We start from the raw sequence: 22,068 nt of genomic DNA, 5'->3' as shown, positions 1-22,068 counted from the left end.
TTAATAGCCTTTACTGAAGTCTACTTGATTTGATAATGTTTCATCTCTTTCTATATTCTCTAATGTGTTACAGAAGCATGAAATAGCATCATCTAAATCTGTTAATGCTGAAATATGTGGTGTTATCGTAACATCTTCCCTGTGCCATAACTCTGATGATTTTGGTAACGGCTCTGACTCAAAGACATCTAATACTGCATGTCTGACTTTTCCAGAATCTAGTGCATTTATAAGATGCTTTGTATCAACCCCCTGCCCTCTACCAACATTTATAAAATAAGCATTATCTAAACATCTAAAGATTTGTTCATTAAATAAGTTTTCAGTTCGTTGTGTTAACGGTAAGGTACTAATAATATAATCCGATTGTTCAATCAATGGTTTCGATGATTCTAACCTATTTACTTGCTTAAAGTATTGTTTATTTTCACCGCTACTTGAAATGCCATACACAGTTGTGCCAAATCCTGATAAAACTTTTGCTATTACTTTTCCAGTTTCACCAGTGCCGAATATCGTTATCGTTTGATCTTTCAAGGCAGCTGGGGCTTTAGGTGACCAGAGTTTATCTTTTTGTTGTGCCTGAAGTAATTTGTGATGTTGCAAGTCTTTTAATATATAACTCAAACAATATTCACTCATCTTTTCTCCAAAGTCACTCACAGTTCTAGTTAACGTTGTATTTGATTTTTCCCAACCATCTATTGATAGAAAATTATTTACGCCAGCATTAAACGCATGGGTCCACCTTACCTTAGAAGGATGAAATGCATTACTAGGAGCAAATCCTACATAAGCATCTGCCCATTCCATATCATCTTCTGAAATCATGTCAGTCGATTGAAAACGCAAACTATACTTTTCTAAATGCAGCAAATATTGCTGAAAAGCAGATTCATATTGACCGGCAACCAAAATATTTTGTATATTCAATTCCACCACTCCTATATAATTTAAATAATTTTTATTTCGGTTTTCTTTTTTCATATATAAAACTTTATTGAATTATCTCATATCATTTCATCATACAAAGTATATCTCAATTCATTAAATTATAGCTTGCTTAGTAAGTTAAATCTTCATTTTCAGAGTTTATGCATATTGCGAAATAACATTTGCTGCTTTACAATGTTACTATTCTGAAAATTTTGATAGAGGTGATTCGCACAATGAAACAAATTCTTTTCGTTGGCTTAGGTCTTATTGGCGGAAGTCTAGCGAGTAATTTAAGATATTATCATGATGATATAGAAATCACAGCTTTCGATGCAGATACCTCTCAATTAGATAAAGCTTTATCTATTGGTATTATTGATTTTCAATCGACAGATTATAAATCGAGCGTTGAAAGTGCAGATATCATCATTTACGCAACACCGGTACAACAAACGATAAAATATTTACAAGAGTTACCAAACTATCATATGAAAAAGAATGTGATTATTACAGATACTGGCAGTACAAAGTCAACCATCCAACAATATGAACAACTTCTTTTATCACACGATATCCATCTGATTGGTGGCCATCCTATGGTTGGTAGTCATAAGTCAGGTGTATTAAATGCTAAAAAACACTTATTTGAAAATGCATTTTATATACTCGTTCATAACGAATCAGCTAACGACGCAGCTTTTGAAGAAATTCAAAGTTTGCTAAAAACTACAGATGCGAAGTTTATTTCTATAACTCCAAAAGAACATGATTTCGTGACGGGCGTTGTAAGTCATGTCCCCCACATCATTGCTTCGAGCTTGGTACATTTAAATGCCAAACATGCCGATAAATCTACCCTTATAAAAACACTTGCAGCTGGTGGCTTTAGAGATATCACAAGAATTGCGAGTGGTAGCCCTGTTATGTGGCGAGATATTACGATTGAAAATAAAAACACTATCCTAACTATTTTAAATGAATGGAAAACACAAATGGAAGATGTTATTGCTCTCATTGAGCGTGATAGCTCTGATGACTTATATAATTTTTATAATGATGCTAAAATATATCGTGATGAACTTCCCCTTAAATCACAAGGCGCGCTATCTATTGAGTATGATCTATATGTGGATATTCCGGATAAATCGGGTATGATAAGCAAAGTTACAAATATCTTGAGTTTACATAATATTTCTATAAGCAACCTAAGAATTTTAGAAGTACGCGAAGATATTTATGGTGCATTACGTATTAGTTTTAAAAACCCAGAAGATCGTAAGAAAGGTGCTGAAGCACTAAGCGATTTTGATACTTATATAGCCTAGTAAAAACGGTATGTGACCTTCATTAATGCTGTACTTAAAGTATTAACCAAGAAATAATTATATTTAAACCGAAATTTTATTTTGAAATGCTTAAGAGACTCCTGTTTGAACAGGAGTCTCTTTTAAATATGTGTGCTGATAAGCATGAATTGTGTTAATAATTTTGATCTGAAAATCTAAGCTTATCTGCGCTTTCAACAATAGATAATTCTAATTTTTCTCTGTTAATTTATATATTTTAAACACTCAATAATTCGCTTATTGTTATTTTCCAACGTTTGAGAACCTCTTCAAATCCATGTATTTCAACAGTTATACCTGAAGTAATATCTGCATATTTTGCTCTATCTTCTTTTACATTTTTGGTAAATGCATCAAAACCTATTCTTGAGAATTTTTCATTAGATATAGATAGCAATAATTTTGTATCAAGTTCAAAATAAAAAACCTTATTATTGTGGACAATTACAAGACTCGCCTTACCAATTTCAGATAAACTATTTGCAGTTTGTGTGTTTGGCCACAAAGCAATCCTAATATGCTCACTGTCTGTGGCAACAACTTCACCAACACTTACCATTGCTGTATGAGGATACCCCTCATTAGTAATAGATTGTAACATCATAGCAACATCCTTTTTTTCATCTAAATATTTGCCATCTAACAAACTTTTAATTTGTTCAGGTATTTTCATTACGCGCACTCCTTTCTGACTTATTTATTGGTTAAATCAGGAATTGGTGGAATTTGAGCTAAGTTATCAAATTCAGTTGGTTTTAATTTAAAACGAGAATCATATTTCTCAGGATTTGTAATATTTTCACCTTCAGTGTTTCTCCATGAAAAAGTGCATGTGTTACAAATATATACTTCCCAAGCGTCATCTTTAGGTGCTTTAGTCAATAATTCTACTTCTTTTGAATCACATCTAGGACAAATCATATTAATCTTCCTTTCTCTTTACTAGGTTACCTAATTTTTCCATCCATTCATCTGCTTTTTCTGGTGTGCCAAGCAACTCAGTATCACGACCAACATCAGCGCCTACTGGTGTTGTAGCATCTACAACAAGTTTTGTATGCATACCTGCAGGCTCTGAAGAAGGATCTAACGGCATACCTGGCGCATATGGCACCTTAAATACATCTTTATCTGGTCTAACTCTTGTTGTTAAAGCCCACATAACTTGTTCAAGATTAAACGGATCTACAAATTCGTCTACTATAATTGCTATTTTAGTATATGGCATACCATGTGGTGTAGAGAGTAAACGCATCGCTACAGCTTTGCCATAGCCACCAAGTCTTGATTTAGTAGAAACAATCGTACCAATACCATGTGTATACATTGCATTAACTGCTTCTACCTCAGGGAAGTCTCTTTTTAATTGTTTATATAATGGTAAACTTGTGTTCAATGCCATCAGATAATCAATTTCTGTCCAAGGCATACCTAAGTATAGATTTTCAAATATTGGGTTATTTCTATGTGTTATTTTGGTGATTTTTATTGTAGGTTGTTTTCTTGAACCTGAATAACTACCAGGGAATTCGCCAAATGGCCCTTCAATTTCACGTTTACGTGGCTCAATATAGCCTTCCAATACAATTTCACTTCGTGCAGGAATATCTAAATCTCCATATTCACTTTTGGTTAACTCTATTGGTTCACCTTTTAAAGCACCAGCAAAGTCATATTCAGACTGTACATACTCTATTGGCGTACTAGCCATAAAACTCAGAACAGGGTCATTGCCTAGGCAGATTGCGATAGGTAGCGGTTCATTTTTTTCTTCTGCATGTTGTAAATGTACAGCAATATCATGGAAAGGTAATGGTTGAATACCTACTTTATCTTTTCCTTTTACTTGGACACGATATGTTCCAGCATTTTGTTCTTCATAACTGTCTGGTTTATTCGGATCTTTACTGACGATTAATGCTTTTGACAAATAATATCCAGCATCAAATTCATTTATTCTAAATAATGGTAATACATCAAATAAGTTAATTCCGTCTTCTTCAGAAATTATATTCTCTTTTACTGGTGCGTTTTTTGCGTCTATCCATTTAGGTTTAATTGGATATTGATCCCACTTTTCTTTTAATGCAAAGAATTGGTCTTTAGTAGGAGTGTTTTTAGGTAAACCAAGCATTAATGCATGGTTTTGCCAACTTCCGTGTACATTTAGTACTACAGGTGTGTGATATCCTTTAATATTTTCTACTAAAACTGCCGGACCGTTTTCCATATCAGGAGCTGTACGGCCAATTGCGCTTAAATCAGGTTCTGGCATAACTTCATCTTTCACTCTTATTAATTGTTTCTCTGACTCTAACAAGTCTAGAAAACCTCTTAAATCTTTGTAAGCCATTCGTTTCGCTTCCTTTCTTAACAATTAACATTTTTTTGTTCTTGCTTCGTAAATCCTGTCCAGACTTTTTCTTGTGGTAATTTATCTATTCCAAATTGTGAAATAAGACGATAAACAATATGGTTCACCATATCGTTTAAATCTTTTGGATGATTATAAAAAGCAGGCATAGGAGGGAAAATCGTTATTCCCATTTGTGACAATTTAAGCATATTTTCTAAATGTATATTATTTAGAGGCGTTTCTCGGGTCATTAGTACGAGTCTTTTTCTTTCTTTTAACATAACATCTGCAGCCCGAGTGATAAGATTATCCGCCAAACCCATACTTATAGAAGCTAATGATTTCATACTACATGGGGCTACAATCATGCCATCCACATTGAATGAACCACTTGAAATAGCTGCGCCTAAATTTTTAGGTGAATAATAATAATCTGCAAGTTCACGAACTTCGCTTACACTATAATCAGTTTCTTCTGTAATAGTAGTTATTGCCCACTGTGACATTACTAAGTGTGTTTCAACATTTTTTGTATCACGTAAAATTTCTAAAAGACGAATACCAAAAATAGCTCCCGTCGCCCCAGAAATACCGATAATTAATTTCATTATTTATCCCTCCTCTCAACTACTAGTATAAAGCTGTTTGATGTAATACAATAAATATATATTAAATATTATTTTAATACTTATAAGGTATATAAGGAGAGGGATATATGGAGTTACGACATTTACGTTATTTTTTAGCGATTGCTGACGCTGGTAGTATCACAAAGGCCGCTGAGTCATTACATATTGCTCAACCACCATTAAGCAGACAACTTAAGGATTTAGAAAATGAGTTAGGATTTAATTTATTCGAAAGAAACAAAAAGAAGAAGGTGAAACTTACTGCACAAGGAGAATTTTTTCAAGAAAAAGCAAAACATATTTTAAATACTGTTAATGATGCAGTGAATGAAACACAAGAATTCAATGAACAAGTGAATCTTAAACTTGCTATAGGTACAACAATTTATGGTTCACAAACAATGTTTAAACAAATTGAATTATTTAAAAAGAAAAATGATAATATGCGTTTTAACATATGGGAATCTGATAGCATTAGCTTAATTCAATTATTAAAAGAAAGAAAAATAGATGTTGCATATATAAATGAATCATTATTTGATAATGACATTGTCACAAAAACTATTATTAATGATTATTGCGTTTGTATCCTCCCTAACAATATCTTTGAACATATCGCAGTTACAGAAATTTCTATAAAAGAATTATCACAGCTACCATTAATTTTATTAACTTCAAATACCTTTTCAGGACTATATAGACAAATTATAAACACTTTTAATGAGCAACAGTTAAACATTAACATTTTATGCGAATGTCATGATTCCTCAATGTTAATTCAATTATTATCTAGAGGATTTGGTGGAACTATTCTTCCAGCGTCTTCAATAACTGAAGAAATCTATAAAGAATATACTATTTTACCAATAATAGATAATCCGTGGATTTTTCAAACAAAACTTGCTTGGCGTAAAGAAGGATATACCCCAAAAATCGCTAATGATTTTATTGAAAAGGCCTTAATTATTTAAAATACTAATATACTTACTTTATTAGTAGGAGCTGGGGCACTAAATCTCAGATAACTAAAAAAATGATGATTTCTACGATTAATGAAGTAGAAATCATCATTTTTTTAGTTATTATCTATTTTAGTAACTCGATGAACTACTATTCCCTTATATTTATCGCAATTAATGCCAGCCTTCATTTTTGTTTAACTTTAGGTATCCCTGTACTGATTTTGTAACGTTCTGACGCCCGACAAAATAGTATGAGTGAGCAATTACATGCTCGAGCTACGCCTTCTAGGAAATCATGCACGTTCAAAACTTTACATCTTATGACCTGCCATGAGTCCTAGACGGCCGTGTTTTGTACCTGCATCTGTATAAGATACAGCTTTAGATACGATGCCTCGACCGAACTTCTGATGTAAGGCATCAATGGTTGTCGCTAATTTTTCATTTCTTTTTCTTTCATATTCATCTATAAACAGGTTTAACTGTCTGTCTTTTTCATCTATAAATTTTGTTAATGAAACACTTACTGTTCGAAATAACATAGTATGATCACATAATTTATCTGCAAAATGTTCAACGACTTTATAAATTTGCTCTTCCAAATTCGTCGGATCCTGTAGGGTGTATTGTTTATTAACACTACCTTCATCACTATAACCAAATGAAAAATGGATCGTTTTTGCTAATTGGTTTCTTGCCCTAACACGACTAGCAACGTCTTCAATCAACTCACGCATGACAACCTTAGCTTCTTCATAACGATAATCGCGCATCAGTATTTGACTTTTACAAATCGATGGATTCATTACTTCATATTTATCTCTTACTCTACTTTGGTCTATGCCATTCGCATGTAAATGCAAATCTACGCCTACAACCCCTAAATCTCTCTTTAAATATTGATAAGGATAATTTGCTAAATCGCCGATAGTGAAAATGCCTCGTTTATTCAATTTAGCTTCTGTTTTTCTACTAATACCCCAAAATTCACTTAACGGTTGAATAGGCCAAAGTTTATTCGGTACATCTTGGTAACGCCACTCTGCAATTAAGCTTGAAGCGTGTTTCGCTTCTACGTCCATCGCAATCTTACTTAAAAGCATATTTGAACCAATACCAATAGAACAGTTAATCCCTGTTTCTTCTTCGATTTCACATTGCAGCTTTTCACAAAATGAATGAATCGTAGTACTAAAACGGTGATAGCTATCCGTAACATCCATAAAAAATTCATCGATACTATATTGATGTAGATCTTCCGGCGCTACATAACGTAAAGCAATTTTTGATATTGCTACAGACACTTCCAAATATTTTCTCATACTCGGATTAATAATATATATGTCGCTTCTATGTGGTATTTCGAATAGTCTCGACCCAGTTTTAATCCCTAGCGCTTTCAAAGGGCCTGTGGCAGCTAAAACAACTGATCCTTGTCTCTTCGTATCGGCAACAACGGCTAATTTCTCCTTCATTGGATCTAATCCTTTTTGAATACAAGACACACTTGCAAAAAAACTCTTTTGGTCTATACACAATACATCTCTTTCTTCCACTAGATTATAATCATACATATCAAATAACCTCCCTCAATTAATTCTATTATATACGAACGTTTGTTCTCTTTCAATACTAAAGGGAACAAACGTTCTTTTTATATTATTTTTAGAATTGTGAGAATTTTCATGATATAATATGTTTAAATTGTTTTAGGAGGAAATATACATGCCAATCGTTAATGTAAAATTATTAGAAGGTCGTTCAGACGATCAACTTAAAGATTTAGTCTCTGAAGTAACACAAGCTGTAGAAAAAACTACAGGTGCTAACAAAGAAGCAATTCAAGTCGTTATTGAAGAAATGAAAGCATCACACTATGGTGTTGCCGGCGTTAGAAAATCCGATCAATAATATCAAACTAAATTTATACGTATAGAGAACGTAAACAAACCAAACGTTAATAGATAGCGTTTGATTTGTTTTTATATTTAACATCATTTTTTTAGTAATGTTCTTTTTCTATGATACTAGAAACACAACAACAATTTAATTCATCTATGCTATTTCTTAAAATCAAGGCAGTAACTTATACTGACTCCTATGGGAAAAGTACGAGCCGAAAACTACAGGGTGAGGCTGTGCCCGCAGAAAATATGCACAAAAACTGCCAACAAAGACTTTACTGACAAAACAAAGATAGACAATCATAAAAATGACTGTCTATCTTTTTATAATTACCACACATGGCAACTGACTTATATTATTCGTTTAAAAACTTCTGAACGTCTTCTTTATTTTTCGCTTTATCGATTTCTAATGCACTACCATCACCAAATGTTTGAATATCTTGGTAACTTCCTTCGACAGGCAATGTTAGAGAGTCTACGTTTTTATCGCCTCGAATACCAAAATTTAAGCCTGCCTGCATAATTGCAGAATCTGGCATGTTCGTATTCAAGTAACCTCTTAAAATACCAGCTACACGTGGCAATTTAGGAAGTGTATCGATACTTGCAAGTTCTCCTTTGAGTGCTTGCATCACTTGTTGTTGTCTGCGGACACGACCAAAGTCGCCTTCAGCATCATGTCTAAACCTAGCATAACCTAAAAGCTCTTTACCATTTAATCGATGGTGCCCTTCTTTCAGTGATACGCCTATATTTTTTGACATATCTTTTTCTACATCTATAGGTACACCGTTAGGTTCTAGTTCATCAATCATTTTTTCAAAACCAGTAAAGTCTAAAATAGCATAATACTCAGGATCTACGCCTAAGTTTTTCTTCAGTGTCTTTCTCATTAATTCTGGACCACCTATAGAATATGCAGAGTTAATCTTATGCTGCCCATTTCCCGGAATATCTGCATATATATCACGCATAACAGACATCATTTTCAGCTTCTTATTCACAAAATCATATTGAGCAATCATAATAGAATCTGTTCTGGAAATACCGCCTTGCTCCTTATCTGCGCCTAACACCATGACTGTAATCTTACCGTCATTTTTTTGAGCACCGTTAAATTCATGCTGTTTCAGTGTTTTACCATGATCTTTAGCATATTCAATACCTGAATTATACCCATGAATCGCATAACCAATCACTATCGCCAATAGGATAATGATAATTAAAATAATGAAGGGAAGTTTTCTAATCCGCTTCTTTTTCACCCTCCGTAAAGGTGCTTGTGTTGTTTCTTCGTTCGCATCTAATGTACTTCTTTTTTTGTACTTATTCATTATTATCAACCTTATATCTTCAAAATTGCACTTCTATGTACTATAATTAACATATATTAAAGTTATATAAAAAGAGTATAAAAATCAAGTAAAATCTTAATATATGGTACTAAGGTCTAATACAGAAAGGGTGTTAAGCATGAATATAAACAAAGCATACTTCGCTGGAGGTTGCTTTTGGTGCATGGTCAAGCCTTTTGACACGTATGAAGGTATTGAACAAGTAACTTCTGGTTACATGGGAGGAACTGTTGATAATCCCTCATATGAACAAGTCAAAACCGGTAACACTGGGCATTTTGAAACTGTCGAAATCGAATATGATGTCGCTCTGTTTTCATATAATAAATTATTAGAAATTTTCTTTTCTGTAATAGATCCAACTGATGAAGGTGGACAATTCCAAGATAGAGGCTCGCAGTATAAGACAGCTATTTTTTATTCTAATGATAATCAAAAAGAAGTAGCTGAAACGTATATCGAAAAATTAAAACACACGCTTAATAGAGACAAGGCAATTGCAACTCAAATCTTGCCCGCTTCTATATTCTATAAAGCTGAAGCAGAGCATCAGGAATTTTATAAAAAGAATCCGGAACGTTACGCTGAAGAACAAAATGATCGTCAGAATTATAAACAATAACGAATCAATCATAAAAGCCGGAGCATATCTTCTATGCAATCCGGCTTTTTATACTATATGAGTTCACTTATTAATCATGCTATAGCGCTATAAGCTATTTTCACTACTACTTTTGTTTTTTCATTTCTAATGGAATCTTATTCTTCTTCTCTACTTTCTTGCCGTTGTGTATATCTATTACTGTTTTCAAACTTTCTTTCCCCATCAAATCAGGTTGTTGCGCGACCGTAGCATATAATTTACCTTTATCTACTGATTTAATCGCATCTTCATTACCATCGAAACCAATGACTTTTATATCTTTGCTGCCAACCGCTTCTATTGCGCCTAATGCCATTTCATCATTTTGTGCAAAGATTGCTTTAATATCTGGATGTGCTTGAATAATATTTTGAGTTACGTTCAATCCTTCTGTTCTATTAAATTTTGCACTTTGTTTAGATACCACGTCAAGTGAATCATCTGCTACGTTATGAAACCCTTTACCACGTTCTCTTGTAGCACTTGCCCCAGGAATACCTTCTAACTCTGCAACTTTAGTATCTCCCCCAAATTTATCAACGATTAGGTTTGCAGCCATTTCCCCACCTTTAACGTTATCTGAAGCAATAAATGAAGCGACTTCCCCTTTAGCAACTTCTCTATCTAAGGTTACTACTGGTATATTCTGATCATTAGCAATTTGTATACTACCAGAAATTGCATCTGAGTCTGTAGGATTCACAATAAGATAATCTACATTTTGTTGTATTAAATCATCAATATCATTTGCTTGTTTTGCTGCATCATCTTGCGCGTCTGCAAACTTCACTTTAACGCCTTGTTTATTTGCCTCGTCTTCTATACCGTCTTTAATTTTCACAAAGAAAGGATTGTTTAACGTTGAGATACTTACACCGATGACAATATCAGATTTTTTCTTATCTGACTTACCGCCATCATTATTTTCCAAAGGAGACTCAAGTGAACATCCTGTTAAAAATAATAAAATAGCAATTGCACTGATTAATCGTTTTTTCATCTTGCAAACCTCCCACACTATTTATTTTTTCTATCAATTAATACAGCTATGATAATCACTACACCCTTAACAACTTGTTGATAGAACGATGAAACGCCTAATAAATTCAAACCATTGTTTAACACACCGATAATCAGTACACCAATTAATGTGCCAAGTATACGTCCTTTACCACCAGTGAGTGATGTACCACCCAGTACAACTGCTGCAATCGCATCTAACTCATATGACATCCCTGCCGTTGGTTGTGCAGAGTTTAAGCGTGATGTTAATATTGCTCCAGCCATTGCCGACATCAAGCCAGCTAAACTATAAATCATGATTTTTAATTTATTTACTTTAATACCAGAAATAAATGCTGCTTTCTCATTACCGCCCATTGCATAAGTTTGTCTACCAAATACTGTTTTATGTAGCAAAATATATAAAATGACAAACGTTACAAACATTGTGACTGCCGGAACAGGTATGCCTAAAAAGTAACTACGTCCAAATAATTGGAAAGCATAGCTCCCATTTAAACTTGTAATTGGGTTACCATCCGTAATTACTAGCGTTAAGCCCCTAAAGACAGTCATAGTAGCCAAAGTTGCGATAAATGGCGCCATCTTACCTAAAGTGATTAATAAACCGTTAATTGCCCCTAGAACTGCACCAAAGATACAGCCGAGTAATAAGGCAATCATTGAATCTACACCTGATACCATTAAAATTGCTATCATCGCACTTGATAATGCCAATGTAGAACCGACAGACAAATCAATACCGCCCGTTAAGATAACAAATGTCATACCAAATGCAATGAGCCCGTTAATCGATACTTGTCTAAGTAAATTAAATAAGTTGGATGGTTCTAAAAATGCGCTGTTTAATGCACTAATGATAATAACCAATAATATTAATCCAATAAATGGAATTATCTTTTCTAAATATGAAAATGATAATTTAGACTGTGTCATGTACTTCCCCTCCTGTAGCTAATGTCATAATACGTTCTTCTGATAATGATGCTTTCTCTAACACACCTGTAATATTCCCTTCATGCACAACGGCCACCCTGTCACTCATACCTATGATTTCAGGCAATTCTGATGAAATCATAATGATAGACATGCCACGTTCAGTCAATTCATTCATCAATTGATAAATCTCTCTTTTCGCACCTACATCGATACCACGTGTAGGCTCATCTAAAATTAAGACATGCGGGGCAGTTGCTATCCATTTTGCGATGACGACTTTTTGTTGGTTACCACCTGATAAATCAACACAAGCATCATTTTTTTCACCTTTAATATTCAATCGTTGAACCATTTGTTCTGCATATTGTTTCATAGAACCTTGCGTTAAAAATCCAGATTTAGAAAAGCTTTTCAACGCTGGTAATGAAATATTCTCTAATATTGAATCTTGAAGCACCAAACCTTCTTCTTTTCTGTTCTCTGTGATAAATGCTAAACCTTGCTTGATAGATTGATTAGGATTATTTATCTGTAATTGTTGACCATTCATTTTCACTTGCATACGCCCCTTATCTAAACCGAACAGTACACGCATAATTTCAGATCTCCCTGCACCCATCAATCCACTAAAACCCAGAATTTCACCTTTATGTAGATTAAAGTGAATATCATTTAACTTATGCTCATTAGAACTGAGGTTTTTCACTGAAAGAACAACTTCCTCATCTTGTGTGTAATGCCTATCCGGATATTGATTATCTAGGTCTCTACCAATCATTGCCTTAACAATTTTCGCATTGGTCGTATCTGCTGTTGCAGCAGTTAAGATAGAACGTCCGTCTCGCATTACCGTAATACGGTCTGAAATACTGAAAATCTCTTCCATTCTGTGAGATATATATACAAATGACACGCCTTCACTTTTCAGTTTTCGAATTTGTTCAAATAAAATATCAATCTCATTATTTGTTAATGCTGCAGTAGGCTCATCCATAATAATGACTTTTGAATCTTGCATTAGCGCTTTACTAATTTCTAACATCTGCTGCATACCTACAGATAAAACACCCGCTTCTTTATTTAAATCGATATTAATATTTAGTTTTTTGAAAATGGCTTTTGCTTGTTTTTTCATCTTTTTATTATCGACAATACCTAAAAACTTTGTTTCCTCTTTACCGAGAAATAAATTTTCTAACACCGTCAAATTAGGCCATATATTTAACTCTTGTTGTATGAATGACACACCATTTTGTTCCGCGTCTTTGGTATTTTTAAACTGAATAGCTTCATCGTTTTCTTCAACAGAACCACTATCCGATTTATATACACCTGTGAGTATCTTCATCAATGTACTTTTACCAGCACCATTTTCTCCCATTAAGGCGTGTATCTCACCATCATCTATTTCAAAATCCACGCCTCTTAATACGTCATTTTGACCGAAAGATTTAAATATTTGTTCCATCTTTATCATTTTATTCACCCCTTAAAATAAAACACCGCTTGACAGTACGACATTAGCAAAAGGTTTAGCTTCACCTGTGCGAATGATGGCTTTGACTGCTTTACTTTGTACTTTGAATTGCTCATGTGATGTCGTTAGAATTTCAATATTTTCCGCTGATAATGTCTGATATAATGTGTTATTTTGCGTTATCATTTCTTCAGCTAATGTCATTTGTTCAATTTCCATATGCGCTTTTATAAGATTAAAAACTTCTATAAAAGAGGGCCTTCCAAATTCCAATGCGAGATCAATCTTCTTAACACCTTCTGGAACTGGAAGTCCACAATCTGCAATGATAATTTGATCAGTATGCCCTAAATCACTTAACAATTTTAAAATTTTGCTATTTAATATACCTGTCTTATACATTCAATCACCCCTAAAGTTTTTATGTAACCCGTTACATGTTATGCATTAAAATCTCGTGCTTTTCCTCCGCTTCACTGTAATCGCTACTTGGTCAACATGATTCTCGTCTTCCTCATCATATAAATTGAGCAGTTTCGATACAGCAAGTTCACCTATACGATATGCCGATTGGTCTATCGTTGTAATTTGAGGAAATGTCATTTTTGAAAATGGTATATCGTCATAACCAACAAGTTGTATGTCTTTCGGCACTTTAAATCCATGTTGTTGAATCACACCCAATATTTTAATCGCAATCAAATCGTTACTACATATAATGCTATCTATACGATTTTGGCGTATTTGTTTAATAAATTGTGCTTCGTCATCTATTTGATCTTCTTCACAACGACAATATGACACATCATGTTGCCTTAGAATATCTTCTACACCATCCACCCGTAATTGGAATGCAGCTACATTTAAATCAGAATGCACGATTAACACGTGTTGTGCCTCCCCTTCGATGATTAATTGAGCTTGGAGTTGACCACCTTCAAAATGATTTGTAGAAATCCCTTTATTGCCGTCATTGATACGATCAACAAATACAAATGGAATACCATATGTATTGAGTGTATTTTCAATTACATTTTCATTTAGTGCTGTGGAAATCATACCCGTACAATTGTGAGCTACAAATGTAGAAAGATAATTTTTTGCTTTATCAATATCGTTATCGCTATTACCTATCAATACTTGATAACCGTGTGCCAAAGCTACATCTTCTACACCACGAGCGATAAGTGTGAAAAACGGATTACTAATATCTGGAAGCAATAATCCTATCATCTTAGATTTCCGCTTATATAACGTACGTGCCGCTTCATTCGGTTGATACTTCAGTTGCGTAATTGCACTTTCAATTTGTGCTCTTGTTTGTGCTTTTACATAACCATTATTATTGATTGCTCTAGAGACAGTTGCTACAGAGCAACCTGCCAATCGCGCTACTTCTTTAATTGTTGCCAATGAAATCACCTCAGTTTGTGTAACCGCTTTCATATTACCACAACTTTTTATAATTTAATAGAACAATCGTATGTTTTATTTATTAGATTAATTTTTTGTAGAGGTATTTACAGTTTTTAAAAATTATAATAAATAATAAAAAGCGGTATTCTTTCCACTTTATAATACCGCTCTAGCATATCAATGTCTTTATCAACCAATATGTAATATAGTTCAATACTATTACTAATTATCTAGATATATTAAATGCCTACAATTGCTGCATTTTATCTTTTAATGATTGATTGTTACTTGATCAATATTTTCTATCCCCTTAATTTCACCATTCTGACCTACATAAACTTTTACTGAAAATTTATTATTAGGATTGTCATCATAGATCATTGTTCCTTCTTCGTAGTTTATTGTTCTAGTACCATGTACTTGTATAAATTGTTGGACATTCACATCTGTCGGTATGATAAAGTAGCGGCTCACTTTATGGTTGCTGTAGTGAACTCCAATGTCGCCGTATTTAATAACTTTTACGCCGGCAATATTCAATGCTTTCTCACTTTCACCAAATTCATCTTCTATTTTTTCCTTGTGCATCCCCTTTGATACTTTATGATAACCATGTCTCGTATCACGGTTCATGAAATCTGTGCTAAATTGCTGCGCTAACACATCTATTTTAGGTAGATGGCCGTTACTTTTTCTTTATTGTGTTCATTACTCTGAGAAACTTGTTTTGTCCCTTTATAATTAGAATTAAGGGATTGGTATAAAAACGTGCCTGCAACTATTAATGCAATGACTAATAAGGCTAAGATAATGCCAATTATGATTTTCTTCATTTTAATACGCCTCAATATTTTAATTTATTCTATATCTTACTACAAATAATGCACTGATTGGATCCATTTTTAATATTAAATAATTACAATGTGAATCTATTTTTTGTAGTGCATTTCGCCCCTTTAAAATAGTAATAATACAATTTATTTTTAAAAAGAAATCATGTAGATAAAATGTCATTTTTTATTTGAATAATCTCACTGCCTACTATTGAAAGCGTTTTCCAATAATGATATATTATGATTATACCTTAACAAAGGGGTAACGAGAAATTCATATATAGTTAGAGTCAAATAATATTTAGAACAGTTCTACCAGTTAGTTTATTTAAAGTAGTTAATAACTTCTCCAGATATTAACTATAAAAACCATTAAATACTTTTAAACTCCTTAAAAAAAGCAACCAGCACACAAAGCGTGTGTTGGTTGCTTTTTTTATTTATTACTTTTTTATTTATGCTTTCTAATTACACGCATTACTTTTAACATACTGAGCCATAACGAATGATGTTTCTGATAAACTAAGAACCTTGGTTCCCAAAGAGGATTGAATTTCTCTTTGTATCTTCTCAGACCTTGAAATCTATACAAACCATTAAAATGTTCGAAAACTCTACCTGCGATTCTCTCTCCATAAAATGAGAACGGCACTTGCCCCACATTAGATAACGTAGCCATACCCATATTAAAATGTTCGTAATTATGTTCCTTTGCCCATAACAGCATATTTAAATATAAGCCATCCATTAAAGGTAACTCAATACCCGACTTCCAACGAATTAAATCTACAGAAATTGTTTCCTTATAATACGTAGGCATAAATGTACAAAATGCAATAATAGATTGCTCTTTATCTTTAATGATCGCTATAGGTGCTTGAGATAAATAATGTTCATTAAAGCTACCAACAGAAAAATGCATTTCATTTCTTTCTGCTAACCAATCATCACTAATTTTTTTCAAATCAGCAAATAATCTTGATGAAAACGGTGGGTTCAACACTTCAAAAGTTAAATTAAGATCCTCAAATTTATTTAACGTTGCACGTAAGCCGCGTTTCTTTTTACCTGATGTAGTAAATGTAGTTAAATCTATAACCGCTTCTTCACCTAACTTGAAAAATTGATTGCCAAAATTATGATAAAGTGACATATACTTATCAGTTACTTGATAAAATATCACATCGTAACCTAAATATTGTGCTTCACGGTAAAACGATTCTAATAATTCATGAAATGATTCTGGATTTCCGACTGGATCACCTAATACAATATATGCACTGTATTTATAACGATACATAAGAAATGCATCTTCTTTTTCATTAATAAAATAATTCTTATCTCCACTATACATTAAATGGCTTAAATAATTACCTCCATATTGCGCTATAATTGTTTCGCACAATTCAATATTGCTACTTCTATTCTTTACTCTATAACGATACTCAAACCACCAAACGATCACCCCCACAATAATAGCAACGAGTAAAATCATAAACCAGAAATAATACCTTAATATTGAACTGTCCATTTCCAAATGATAAATATCTAATGTATAGAATGTTCCATCTATAACAATATGATTAATATACAAAATGAGTGCACCGACAGCGACACTTAACCATAACTTTGTATATCTGAATGGTCTTTTAATTGTATTCGAGCGTCTATAAAATACCAATAGTAGAACAAACATAACTGCAAGCCAACTCAGTAGTATAAAAGAAGCATAAGTATAAGCTGTAACAATAAATATTAAACTAATCGAAATCATTGAAAATAAAATAGCTCGTTTAGAGAGATGATATACACCAATTATATTTAATAATAAAAGTAAACATGCCGATGTATGCACTGATACAATAATGTAATAAATATAATGATTTGGATCATATAAGCCATCATATATAATGGTCAAATTATTTAAAAAACATATTAAGCTTGTATACATCAGCAATATTGCAATTGAAAACGATGGTATTCTTACAATAATATCTTTTTGATACGAGGCTAAAAGCGATGTCATATCTTTCACTGGTAACATAAACTTTGAATCTTCCCAATAGCGTTTTGCAGTACTTCTGAATTCAAATGTAGAAAGAATCAAAGCGATTAACACTGGGAATAAATAATAAGCAAAACGATAGAGTAATAACGCTAAAACGATTTCTTCTTCCGGTACATTTAGACTTTTCAGACCTAATAATACGACTAAATCAAATGTCCCAAAACCACCAGGAATAAAACTAATCAAACCTGATAATGACGCTATAATAAATATGCCCATAAATGTAGTAAATGGTATGTGGATGCCTACAATGACTAAAGCCATGTATAATACGAATGACGCTATTATCCATTCAACACCAGAAACAACTGTGCAATAAATACCAAGTAATTTATGTGATTGTTTAACTGGTTTTACATAAGTAACTATAATAAATATTGGTAAAAATAGTGCCACAATATACAATAACCAGCGAATCCATGGAAAAGGACTAAATATGTGCTTAACGTCAAATACGTGAATCACTACAAGAATAGACAGTAAACTAAGTCCTGTTAACATTGATATTAAAACAATAGAGATTGTATGCAATAACGCTTTTTTATCATCGGTTGCGTTCTTGTACAATAGGAAACGTACACTTGCACCAATAAAACCTCCAAATCCTACGACAGCATTAAGTGCATTTACAATATAACCAATACGAATGGTTTTCAATAAAGAGATTTTCAACTTTAACGTTTTTACTAAGAGGACATCATAAAGTGATAATACAATAATAGATAAACCACCACTTAAGAATAAAGCCACTAACCATACTCTATTAATTTCCCCAAATGATTTTACTGTTTCTTTAAGATTAATATGTGAGAGTTCTTTATATAATGTGAAAACAACAAAAATAAATAACGTAACTGCAAATACTACCTTTAATATAGAAAACAATTTACTTCTTAATTCTTTAGACATATCTTCACTTCTCTTTTCAGTGTTTCTATTGTGTCATAAAAAATATAGCACAACACTAAAATATAATAAATAAATTTTTAATGACATCTACATAACATAATTGTTAGGTGGTTTCCATTTCAATCATTTATACGATACACAATGAAGTAGTTATGCAAATTAGCACATATAAAAAAACAAGGCTAAAACACAATGTAGATGTCTTAGCCTTGTTTTTTATTTGAAGTAACTTATTGAATTGAAAATTATATTAACGAATTTCTTCTTCTGATGAAGTTTGATACTCACCCGCATCTTCACCATAATATTTATTATATCTACGTTTATACATAGAATATAAGTGTGAAATAAGCACTTTCAAAATAGCGTAAGCTGGTATACCTAAAATAACACCAACTACACCGAGTAAGTTACCTGCACTTAACAAGATGAAAATAATTGTGAGTGGATGTATTTTCAGCGTTTTACCCATTACATTCGGTGAAATGAAATGACCTTCGATAAATTGTACAGCCGTCCACACGATAATTAATTTCAATAACATAATTGGTGAAGTAATTAATGCAATGATAATTGCAGGTGAAATCGCAATCGTAGGACCAATGTAAGGTACTACACTCGTTACAGCTGCAATAGATGCTAAGATTAAACTATAATCTAATCCGATAATGCTATAACCGATAAATAATAGAATTCCAATACAGAACGAGACAATAATTTGTCCTTGGATATAAGAACCTACTTGAACACTCATTTTGTCTAATAAATCATGAAAATCTTTTCTGAATTTTGGTGGCATCAATTTTGTAGAAAAATCTTTAAAACGATAGCCATCTTTTAACATAAAGAATAATACAAATGGTGTCGTTGCAATTACTACACCAACATTGACTAACGCTTCGGCAAAATTCTTGATTTTAGATCCAAAACCATTGAAATAATCAGAAACCATAGATGGTAATTTTTTGGCTAATGTATCAAGTTGATCTTGAATCTGTGTGTAGAAATTAGATATCACAGAAAATTTAGTGAGACTATCAATAAATTGATTCACTTTATCGACATAGTATGGGAAATTATTACCAAAACTTTTGAATTGGGACCCAATCACTGGGATAAGTAGATTAATTGCCAATGATATTACACCCACGATGAGTAGAAATAAAATGATAACGCCCCAAACTCTTGGAATATTATATCGTTCCATTAAATTAACTAATGGATTCAATAAATAATAGAGAATAACTGAAACAATGATAGGGGCTGCAAGCGTATTAAATACGATGATAAATGGTTTGAAAATGTAAGAAACTTGGTCAAATATAAAAATTGCGAAACCAACTAATATTAAAATCAACAAACCAAAAAGTAAATCTTTACCGCCTAAAAACTTCATGAAGCGGGTTTCTGGAAAACTTAATTTTAATTTATCTTTTCCAGTCTTTTTTTCTTGTTTGATATTATCTGCATTCGACATAAACTCACCATACCTTAATTTGATTCTTAAAATTATAATTTCACATTAACACGATATAAAACTACGAACATAAAATACATTGTCGTTTTATTCACTAATATTAATATTAACACATTCGACATCTTCCAAACATATATTTTACCACATTATATATTGTAAGAATCCTTTTGAGAAATTATACACATAAATGAGGACACAACAATACTTCTATTATTTTTGTACTACTATCTCTTTAAATAAGTACTTAAACTGAATATTAAATAAAAAAGGCCAAACCAAACGTGATAATTTGCTTGGTTTGCCTTGTCGTTAGTAGATTCCACAATAATGCGAAAGCTCTAAATTATTAATTTAAAGTGGGTTCATTTTCACGAGCTGGTTCTTCAGCGATAACTTTATTTTTGTTAGTCTTCTTTTTGGGGATCGGAACGATATAATTGCCATAAGGTAATTTACCAATTAAGTATACAAATAATACAGATAGTGCAACTGCTGCAATAAAGACACTCACAAATTTACTTTGTGGTGCTATATTCTCTACAATTGGTAATCTTTTTACGAATTGTATGGCAACATAATGAACTAAGTATATTCCCATTGAATAGTTACCAATTACAGTTAACGTATTTAATACAACTTTATTTTTCTTAACATGCTCATACATGTAATTAAGAAAAACGATAAAGAAAGGAATATAAATAATGTTCGAAATTGTGATTGAAGTATTGAGATTATCTAAATCAATACTTATGAGTAAGTCTATAAATAATATTGCAATAATTATAGTAAGCAGCGTTTTATACTTAAATATCAATTCTTTTATTTCATTATAAAATTTAGCATATACAACGCCTAGCATAAAGAATGAAATCCAATTCAAAATAAATAATTTATCATTAATGAAGCGTTCGACGCCTCCGCCACCTAATGAAATTGGCTGAATTACAATCCAAACAACGTTGACAACGGTCGCTAAGATAAAAACCAATATAATTGGCCACCCTTTTTTAAATTTATGCACAAATGGAAAAAGAAAATAAAATTGAATGACAGTCAAAATAAAGTATAAATGAAAATTAGCTTTACCATAAACGAAATAGTTAATTAACTCACCGTCGTCCTCAAGGTTATGTAAAAAGTATTCTCTATATAACAAATAAAAAACCGTCCAAATTATGTAAGGGATAAAAATTTTACTGAATCTAGATTTCATAAAGTAATTTAAACTAAATCCTCTATTAATAACTGATATAGTCAATAAAAAAGCGCTGATAACAGCAAATATAGGCGTACCTAATCTTGCCATTTGGTTGATATAACCTAAAGCATCAGAAGTAAATTCGCCAGTTGAAGCTGAATAACCAATACTATTGACTGTATGAATTGCTACAACTAACATAGCAGCTACTGCTCTTATAATAGGCACTTCATCATAATACTTCATGCAACTGTAGCCTCCCTACTCATAATTAACCTGAAGACTAAGTCTATTATGTTCATCATAAGCTGTAAACCTTGTTTGCGTTGATATTTTAAATCTTAATACATTATTATATATCGTTTAATATTTGCTAAACATTCTTTACATTTCAACCCTTTTTAAAAGTAAAATTACTTTTTATTTAAATTAAAATAATATTCTTTAATATAAGTTCTAATTTTCCTAATGAGATTACGTTGTATGAGCCCAGACCGGCAAAGATGACTAGAAAATGGAATACAAGAGCTGAAGCTCTTGCGTAAGTACTACTTCTCTTCATAAATTAATAAATAAAGTAGTAGTTTTTTAAAA

21 protein-coding genes are annotated in these 22,068 nt (G+C 32.4%); 4 read left to right on the top strand and 17 right to left on the bottom strand.

Going from position 1 to position 22,068, the window contains the following annotated elements; genetic code table 11:
• Entirely contained in the window at positions 1–939 is a 939-nt protein-coding gene (locus M4L39_RS02885; RefSeq protein WP_277580982.1) for a D-2-hydroxyacid dehydrogenase, read from the bottom strand.
• A gap of 230 nt (positions 940–1,169) precedes the next feature.
• Here M4L39_RS02885 and M4L39_RS02880 point away from each other — a divergent pair, with 230 nt between their 5' ends.
• Positions 1,170–2,261 (top strand): prephenate dehydrogenase, encoded by a 1,092-nt coding sequence (locus tag M4L39_RS02880; RefSeq protein WP_277580661.1) that lies wholly within the window; start codon positions 1,170–1,172, stop codon positions 2,259–2,261.
• Between the two features lie 238 nt (positions 2,262–2,499).
• Here M4L39_RS02880 and M4L39_RS02875 read toward each other — a convergent pair whose 3' ends face one another.
• Genes M4L39_RS02875 through M4L39_RS02860 form a run of 4 tightly spaced genes read right to left on the bottom strand, consistent with a single transcriptional unit; the run spans position 2,500 to position 5,246 of the window.
• Complete coding sequence (locus tag M4L39_RS02875; protein WP_277580660.1) at positions 2,500–2,955, bottom strand: pyridoxamine 5'-phosphate oxidase family protein; 456 nt, start codon at positions 2,953–2,955, stop codon at positions 2,500–2,502.
• A 20-nt stretch (positions 2,956–2,975) separates the two neighbouring features.
• Positions 2,976–3,203, bottom strand: a complete 228-nt coding sequence (locus tag M4L39_RS02870) for a non-oxidative hydroxyarylic acid decarboxylases subunit D (protein ID WP_069815714.1) — start codon at positions 3,201–3,203, stop codon at positions 2,976–2,978.
• 1 nt (position 3,204) lies between these two features.
• Positions 3,205–4,635, bottom strand: a complete 1,431-nt coding sequence (locus M4L39_RS02865; RefSeq protein ID WP_277580659.1) for a non-oxidative hydroxyarylic acid decarboxylases subunit C — start codon at positions 4,633–4,635, stop codon at positions 3,205–3,207.
• 17 nt (positions 4,636–4,652) lie between these two features.
• Positions 4,653–5,246 carry a non-oxidative hydroxyarylic acid decarboxylases subunit B gene (locus tag M4L39_RS02860; protein WP_277580658.1) on the bottom strand — a complete coding sequence of 198 codons (594 nt, stop codon included), beginning with the start codon at positions 5,244–5,246 and terminating at the stop codon, positions 4,653–4,655.
• Between the two features lie 107 nt (positions 5,247–5,353).
• Between M4L39_RS02860 and M4L39_RS02855 the strand changes: the two genes are divergently transcribed.
• A complete protein-coding gene (locus M4L39_RS02855) occupies positions 5,354–6,238 on the top strand; it encodes a LysR family transcriptional regulator (protein WP_277580657.1) in 885 nt (294 codons plus the stop codon).
• Between the two features lie 302 nt (positions 6,239–6,540).
• Here M4L39_RS02855 and M4L39_RS02850 read toward each other — a convergent pair whose 3' ends face one another.
• A complete protein-coding gene (locus tag M4L39_RS02850) occupies positions 6,541–7,803 on the bottom strand; it encodes a Y-family DNA polymerase (RefSeq protein WP_277580656.1) in 1,263 nt (420 codons plus the stop codon).
• Between the two features lie 151 nt (positions 7,804–7,954).
• Here M4L39_RS02850 and M4L39_RS02845 point away from each other — a divergent pair, with 151 nt between their 5' ends.
• The gene (locus M4L39_RS02845; protein WP_002507674.1) at positions 7,955–8,140 is read left to right on the top strand and encodes a 2-hydroxymuconate tautomerase; all 186 of its coding nucleotides are present in this window, start codon (positions 7,955–7,957) and stop codon (positions 8,138–8,140) included.
• Positions 8,141–8,489: 349 nt separating this feature from the next.
• Here M4L39_RS02845 and M4L39_RS02840 read toward each other — a convergent pair whose 3' ends face one another.
• On the bottom strand, positions 8,490–9,470 hold the full coding sequence (locus M4L39_RS02840; protein ID WP_277580655.1) for an LCP family protein: 981 nt from the start codon (positions 9,468–9,470) through the stop codon (positions 8,490–8,492).
• Between the two features lie 139 nt (positions 9,471–9,609).
• Between M4L39_RS02840 and msrA the strand changes: the two genes are divergently transcribed.
• On the top strand, positions 9,610–10,113 hold the full coding sequence (gene msrA, locus M4L39_RS02835) for a peptide-methionine (S)-S-oxide reductase MsrA (RefSeq protein WP_277580654.1): 504 nt from the start codon (positions 9,610–9,612) through the stop codon (positions 10,111–10,113).
• Between the two features lie 106 nt (positions 10,114–10,219).
• Here msrA and M4L39_RS02830 read toward each other — a convergent pair whose 3' ends face one another.
• The 10 genes from M4L39_RS02830 to M4L39_RS02785 all read right to left on the bottom strand — a co-directional run bounded on the left by M4L39_RS02830 (position 10,220) and on the right by M4L39_RS02785 (position 21,720).
• Entirely contained in the window at positions 10,220–11,134 is a 915-nt protein-coding gene (locus M4L39_RS02830) for a D-ribose ABC transporter substrate-binding protein (protein ID WP_277580653.1), read from the bottom strand.
• Between the two features lie 17 nt (positions 11,135–11,151).
• Positions 11,152–12,093, bottom strand: coding sequence for an ABC transporter permease (locus M4L39_RS02825; RefSeq protein WP_277580652.1), 942 nt, complete (start codon positions 12,091–12,093; stop codon positions 11,152–11,154).
• Positions 12,080–13,573, bottom strand: a complete 1,494-nt coding sequence (locus M4L39_RS02820; protein WP_277580651.1) for a sugar ABC transporter ATP-binding protein — start codon at positions 13,571–13,573, stop codon at positions 12,080–12,082. Before M4L39_RS02820 ends, M4L39_RS02825 begins: the two co-directional genes overlap by 14 nt.
• 12 nt (positions 13,574–13,585) lie before the next feature.
• Complete coding sequence (gene rbsD / locus M4L39_RS02815; RefSeq protein ID WP_277580650.1) at positions 13,586–13,975, bottom strand: D-ribose pyranase; 390 nt, start codon at positions 13,973–13,975, stop codon at positions 13,586–13,588.
• Positions 13,976–14,020: 45 nt separating this feature from the next.
• Positions 14,021–15,019, bottom strand: coding sequence for a LacI family DNA-binding transcriptional regulator (locus M4L39_RS02810; RefSeq protein WP_277580649.1), 999 nt, complete (start codon positions 15,017–15,019; stop codon positions 14,021–14,023).
• 240 nt (positions 15,020–15,259) lie between these two features.
• Positions 15,260–15,622: a hypothetical protein gene (locus M4L39_RS02805; RefSeq protein WP_277580648.1), complete on the bottom strand. Its 363-nt coding sequence runs from the start codon at positions 15,620–15,622 to the stop codon at positions 15,260–15,262.
• A 32-nt stretch (positions 15,623–15,654) separates the two neighbouring features.
• Entirely contained in the window at positions 15,655–15,822 is a 168-nt protein-coding gene (locus M4L39_RS02800) for a hypothetical protein (RefSeq protein WP_277580647.1), read from the bottom strand.
• A 451-nt stretch (positions 15,823–16,273) separates the two neighbouring features.
• Complete coding sequence (mprF, locus tag M4L39_RS02795) at positions 16,274–18,799, bottom strand: bifunctional lysylphosphatidylglycerol flippase/synthetase MprF (RefSeq protein ID WP_277580646.1); 2,526 nt, start codon at positions 18,797–18,799, stop codon at positions 16,274–16,276.
• Between the two features lie 250 nt (positions 18,800–19,049).
• On the bottom strand, positions 19,050–20,276 hold the full coding sequence (locus tag M4L39_RS02790) for an AI-2E family transporter (protein ID WP_277580645.1): 1,227 nt from the start codon (positions 20,274–20,276) through the stop codon (positions 19,050–19,052).
• A 346-nt stretch (positions 20,277–20,622) separates the two neighbouring features.
• Positions 20,623–21,720 (bottom strand): acyltransferase family protein, encoded by a 1,098-nt coding sequence (locus M4L39_RS02785; protein ID WP_277580644.1) that lies wholly within the window; start codon positions 21,718–21,720, stop codon positions 20,623–20,625.
• Positions 21,721–22,068 lie beyond the last annotated feature (348 nt).

The sequence above is a fragment of the Staphylococcus equorum genome, assembly GCF_029531845.1.
Classification (GTDB): Bacteria; Bacillota; Bacilli; order Staphylococcales; family Staphylococcaceae; genus Staphylococcus; species Staphylococcus equorum_C.
This window is presented reverse-complemented; position numbering and strand designations above follow the sequence as displayed.

Bases quoted from the DNA above. Each gene is read 5' to 3' on its own strand.
- M4L39_RS02880 (WP_277580661.1), top strand. From the start codon at position 1,170: ATGAAACAAATTCTTTTCGTTGGCTTAGGTCTTATTGGCGGAAGTCTA.
- M4L39_RS02875 (WP_277580660.1), bottom strand. From the start codon at position 2,955: ATGAAAATACCTGAACAAATTAAAAGTTTGTTAGATGGCAAATATTTA.
- M4L39_RS02870 (WP_069815714.1), bottom strand. From the start codon at position 3,203: ATGATTTGTCCTAGATGTGATTCAAAAGAAGTAGAATTATTGACTAAA.
- M4L39_RS02865 (WP_277580659.1), bottom strand. From the start codon at position 4,635: ATGGCTTACAAAGATTTAAGAGGTTTTCTAGACTTGTTAGAGTCAGAG.
- M4L39_RS02860 (WP_277580658.1), bottom strand. From the start codon at position 5,246: ATGAAATTAATTATCGGTATTTCTGGGGCGACGGGAGCTATTTTTGGT.
- M4L39_RS02855 (WP_277580657.1), top strand. From the start codon at position 5,354: ATGGAGTTACGACATTTACGTTATTTTTTAGCGATTGCTGACGCTGGT.
- M4L39_RS02850 (WP_277580656.1), bottom strand. From the start codon at position 7,803: ATGTATGATTATAATCTAGTGGAAGAAAGAGATGTATTGTGTATAGAC.
- M4L39_RS02845 (WP_002507674.1), top strand. From the start codon at position 7,955: ATGCCAATCGTTAATGTAAAATTATTAGAAGGTCGTTCAGACGATCAA.
- M4L39_RS02840 (WP_277580655.1), bottom strand. From the start codon at position 9,470: ATGAATAAGTACAAAAAAAGAAGTACATTAGATGCGAACGAAGAAACA.
- msrA (WP_277580654.1), top strand. From the start codon at position 9,610: ATGAATATAAACAAAGCATACTTCGCTGGAGGTTGCTTTTGGTGCATG.
- M4L39_RS02830 (WP_277580653.1), bottom strand. From the start codon at position 11,134: ATGAAAAAACGATTAATCAGTGCAATTGCTATTTTATTATTTTTAACA.
- M4L39_RS02825 (WP_277580652.1), bottom strand. From the start codon at position 12,093: ATGACACAGTCTAAATTATCATTTTCATATTTAGAAAAGATAATTCCA.
- M4L39_RS02820 (WP_277580651.1), bottom strand. From the start codon at position 13,573: ATGATAAAGATGGAACAAATATTTAAATCTTTCGGTCAAAATGACGTA.
- rbsD (WP_277580650.1), bottom strand. From the start codon at position 13,975: ATGTATAAGACAGGTATATTAAATAGCAAAATTTTAAAATTGTTAAGT.
- M4L39_RS02810 (WP_277580649.1), bottom strand. From the start codon at position 15,019: ATGAAAGCGGTTACACAAACTGAGGTGATTTCATTGGCAACAATTAAA.
- M4L39_RS02805 (WP_277580648.1), bottom strand. From the start codon at position 15,622: ATGAACCGTGATACGAGACATGGTTATCATAAAGTATCAAAGGGGATG.
- M4L39_RS02800 (WP_277580647.1), bottom strand. From the start codon at position 15,822: ATGAAGAAAATCATAATTGGCATTATCTTAGCCTTATTAGTCATTGCA.
- mprF (WP_277580646.1), bottom strand. From the start codon at position 18,799: ATGTCTAAAGAATTAAGAAGTAAATTGTTTTCTATATTAAAGGTAGTA.
- M4L39_RS02790 (WP_277580645.1), bottom strand. From the start codon at position 20,276: ATGTCGAATGCAGATAATATCAAACAAGAAAAAAAGACTGGAAAAGAT.
- M4L39_RS02785 (WP_277580644.1), bottom strand. From the start codon at position 21,720: ATGAAGTATTATGATGAAGTGCCTATTATAAGAGCAGTAGCTGCTATG.